This is a genomic window from Thiorhodococcus mannitoliphagus, from assembly GCF_010915725.1.
Classification (GTDB): Bacteria; Pseudomonadota; Gammaproteobacteria; order Chromatiales; family Chromatiaceae; genus Thiorhodococcus; species Thiorhodococcus mannitoliphagus.
Window position 1 is genome coordinate 1 of the sequence record NZ_JAAIJR010000251.1, and the last position, 3,341, is coordinate 3,341.

A 3,341-nucleotide genomic window follows, 5' to 3' on the forward strand; every position below is an offset into this window, starting at 1 on the left:
ACGTCCTCCGGGCGCAGGTGGACCAGGAAGTGTTCCTTGGCTTCGGAGAAGGCCCGCATCAGGGTCCGGTAGAGATCCGTCTTGTCCGCGGTCAGGTAGTTGAAGCTGGTATCGGGCATCCGTTGGTGGAATCGATCATTGCTGGTGCTGTGCTGTGCTGTGCTGTGCTGATGACCCTAGCATCGCGAGAAGACGGTGGACAAGGAATTGGATAGCGGGTCCCGATACCGTGGGGGCGAGCCATTGCGGCCAGTCGAGAGCCGAGTTCTACCGCCTGGGCAAACCCATAGGATGTCCGGACCGGCGGTGGTGTTGCACGGGCGACCTGACCCCCAGATTTGCAGATGCTCGACGACATGGCAATAATCAACGCGCTCGACGACCTGGCTTGGCCCTAGGCGCACGCACAATGTCTGAATAGGCGTCCAGATCCAATGGGCGCCGTCGGCGATGAAGAACACGCGTTCAGCCTGCTCGATGCGCAAGCCTGCGCTCGAGCATGCAGAACACCCCATTGGGACCCGCGAGCGTGGCATCGATCAGGGGAGCAAAGCTCGGGTCTTGACGTCCGTCCGGTCCCACGGCGGAGGCGATAAACCGCTTCGGCTCACGCCACATCCCGCGGTAGCGACAGCGCCCTTTCTTGGTTCGCGGTCCGCGCTTCTTCATGCGAATGTGCGCACGTCCGCCATCGGGTAGTGTGCTTCGGTCTCATGTGATGCATTATTCGGTAAAGTATTGACTTAAAAGCATTAAATCGCGCAGCCATCATGCGGAGAAGGGCGCTGCTCCAAATCAAATTCTCCCCCCTTTCTCCAAGGCTGCCGGCCCTTTTGCTTGGCGCTCTTTGGCTGGCAGCGCTTGAAGAGCAAGTCCCTTTGGACTTATATAACTAAATGCATGGCTTTCTTGGGGGAAGGGCTTGCGCCACTTTCAGGAACTGTGGATGATCTGTCTAGGCTCGTTATCTGCTGAAACCACTGCGAAGACAGACGGCTTTCTATGGGGGCATGCTGTCAGTGAAGCAGTAACATTGCCGCCGTACTTTCACTGGCATGAGTTTTCGACACCAACACCAACACCAACACTAAATAGGTGACAACGCATGAAGACCGTATCTGTAACTGCAACTCTTAGCGCCATTGCCTTGGTGCTTATGGTCTCGGCTTGCAGCACTGCCTCGAAGCATGAGCCGGCGCCAGCCGCTGCGCCCCCAATGCCGTCGTATGAGCCAAAACCTTATCGAAACTGATAACGCCTCGGCTTCCATGGTATCGCTGCCTGCTTTGGAATGGTGTTGATGCATCTCTAGCGTGCTGATTTTGCATCAATGGGTCTGGTGGTAAGGGCGACGCCTTCTACTGCCGAAAAGTGGCAGCGTGCGACATCAAAAGCCGAGACGTCTCTTTTTTCTAAGGGGCAAGAACAGCGCCAACATGAAGCTCTTCAACTTCATGTTGGCGCGATTCTTTGGCTCCATTGTAGCGACTTGATATGCCTCCCCGGCTCGCTATGAGCGGTTGGTTCGCTCTAGTCATCAGCCATGCCGCTTTGATTGGTGCCGCTGCGGCAGAGCCGGTTTTCAAGGGTAGCCAGGGATCATCGGCTCCACTCCCACCAAAGTACGCGATCAACCCAAACGGATCTGTAACGCTGCGAATCTGCTTTAACTGGTCATGTGCGCGCAGACAGAATGTGACCTTTACTCACGACGATATGGCTTTTCTAAAAAGCTATATGGCGCTTTGCCCTGGCAAGCGTCTTCAGGATAGGTTGCAGCGTGTTCGTATTGGGGTCTGGCAAATGGAATTGCTGGCTCAAAAATATCAGCCGTTCTTGGCTAACGACCTTGCCATTAACGATTTTGAGGTGGGAGTCGACGGGCGGATGGATTGCGTCGATAACGCAACCAATACTACTACCTATCTGCGGATTCTTCAGGATATCGGGGAATTGCCCGGCTGGAAAATATCGTCACCTAAAGTGCGCAATCTTTTCGATGTCAATCTAGTTCACTGGACGGCCGCTCTCGTCGATGCCGAAAGCGGAGCTGACTGGAGCGTTGATTCCTGGTATCGCCCGAACGGGCATCTGCCAATGGTGATGCCCTTGCCGAGCTGGATCGACGAGAAAAAGGGTTGGGAGCCGCCTGTCAAGCGCATGAATCCCACACCGCACTCAATCCACGAACTCTGCAATTAGGCGGCCGCCAGCATACCGGTCTTGAAGATCGAATGGAGGTGCCTGATCAGCCAACTTCGAGTTCGAAGAGCTGACTCCACGCGAACAATCAAAGGGATACGCAGCCGGCGGTAAGCGCTCAGTAACCTACCTCCGGACTATGATTGCTTGGCCTGCTTGTCTTCTGGCAGAACATAGACGACGCCGACTACCCCCGAAAAGACTTCATGCACAACTTCATGGAAGAATTTCGTTGGGACATTGATGCAGCCAAATGAAATACGGTTATCAAGCGGCGATGGGGTTTCCAGACGTTGCACCCGGCGCTCTTTGGGTCTACCCGTAGCGACCGGATGCATGGAGATGGCATTTTCATAGTCGAGCCAGAGTATGTCCTTGCCATGTAGGCTGCGCCCCATTGCCGAGACGAAACGCCCAGCCGGCGTCGTGCGCTCCGAGCGGGGAATACGTGACATCGGTATTTTTCCAAGGCCGGGGGCGGTGTTATCACCTTTCGCAATTCCCAGCAGCACGGGCGCGGCGCCGCGCAGCTGTCCGTTCACGTCAAATACATAGACCTTCGCATTGACTTTATCGACGATCGCGAACGGCATGTTGACATTGTCTCCCGAACTGACAACCCAATTTGCCATATCCCGCGTTCTGCGCGATGCGCTCTCTGACGCAAAGTCGGCTTGCCTGTAACCACCTCTCGTAGCCCTCTTGGACTCCTCGACGAAAGGAACCTCTGCGTCTTCAGAATAGTTTGCATTGAGCATCGGGTTGCTAAGAGGGACATCGTCTCCCTTCCGTATCAGGCTCTGGCCGCAGCCGGCAAGCAGCAGAGAAAGGCACAGGCATATCGCCATGCTGGTGAAATTCGAGTGCGAGGATGCTGAGGTTCGGTAGCGGAAATCCATGAATTAGGTCAGGTCTTGAGGATGTTTGAGCGGATCGAAGGATATTAAAGATACGGGAGAGGAAATCCAATCCTTTGTCCGACATCTGGCGTCGGACCAGACCGGCGCGGGTTGCCAGGCGCATTTGGGGTCAGGTCTTGCAATCAAGCACCCTTCGGCTTGTTGGGTAGGTCCACTGGCGATTCAATCCCGTTTTCAAGCTCGTTTTCAAACCGGCGCACGGCTCGACTGACGGTGGAA

Annotated in this window: 3 protein-coding genes; 1 reads left to right on the forward strand and 2 read right to left on the reverse strand. The window is 55.3% G+C overall.

What is annotated here, in order from left to right; translation table 11 throughout:
- Positions 1-119 (reverse strand): DUF2397 family protein (locus G3480_RS29145; protein ID WP_164657036.1); only part of this gene is annotated, 119 nt, incomplete at its 3' end.
- Positions 120-1,494: 1,375 nt separating this feature from the next.
- Here G3480_RS29145 and G3480_RS25605 point away from each other — a divergent pair.
- On the forward strand, positions 1,495-2,202 hold the full coding sequence (locus tag G3480_RS25605) for a hypothetical protein (protein ID WP_240906074.1): 708 nt from the start codon (positions 1,495-1,497) through the stop codon (positions 2,200-2,202).
- Positions 2,203-2,339: 137 nt separating this feature from the next.
- Here the strand turns inward: G3480_RS25605 and G3480_RS25610 are convergent, their stop codons facing one another.
- Positions 2,340-3,101, reverse strand: a complete 762-nt coding sequence (locus tag G3480_RS25610) for a L,D-transpeptidase (RefSeq protein ID WP_240906075.1) — start codon at positions 3,099-3,101, stop codon at positions 2,340-2,342.
- Between the last annotated feature and the right edge of the window lie 240 nt (positions 3,102-3,341).

Excerpts from the sequence above, each read along its gene's own strand:
- G3480_RS25610 (WP_240906075.1), bottom strand. The coding sequence starts at position 3,101 with ATGGATTTCCGCTACCGAACCTCAGCATCCTCGCACTCGAATTTCACC.
- G3480_RS25605 (WP_240906074.1), top strand. The coding sequence starts at position 1,495 with ATGCCTCCCCGGCTCGCTATGAGCGGTTGGTTCGCTCTAGTCATCAGC.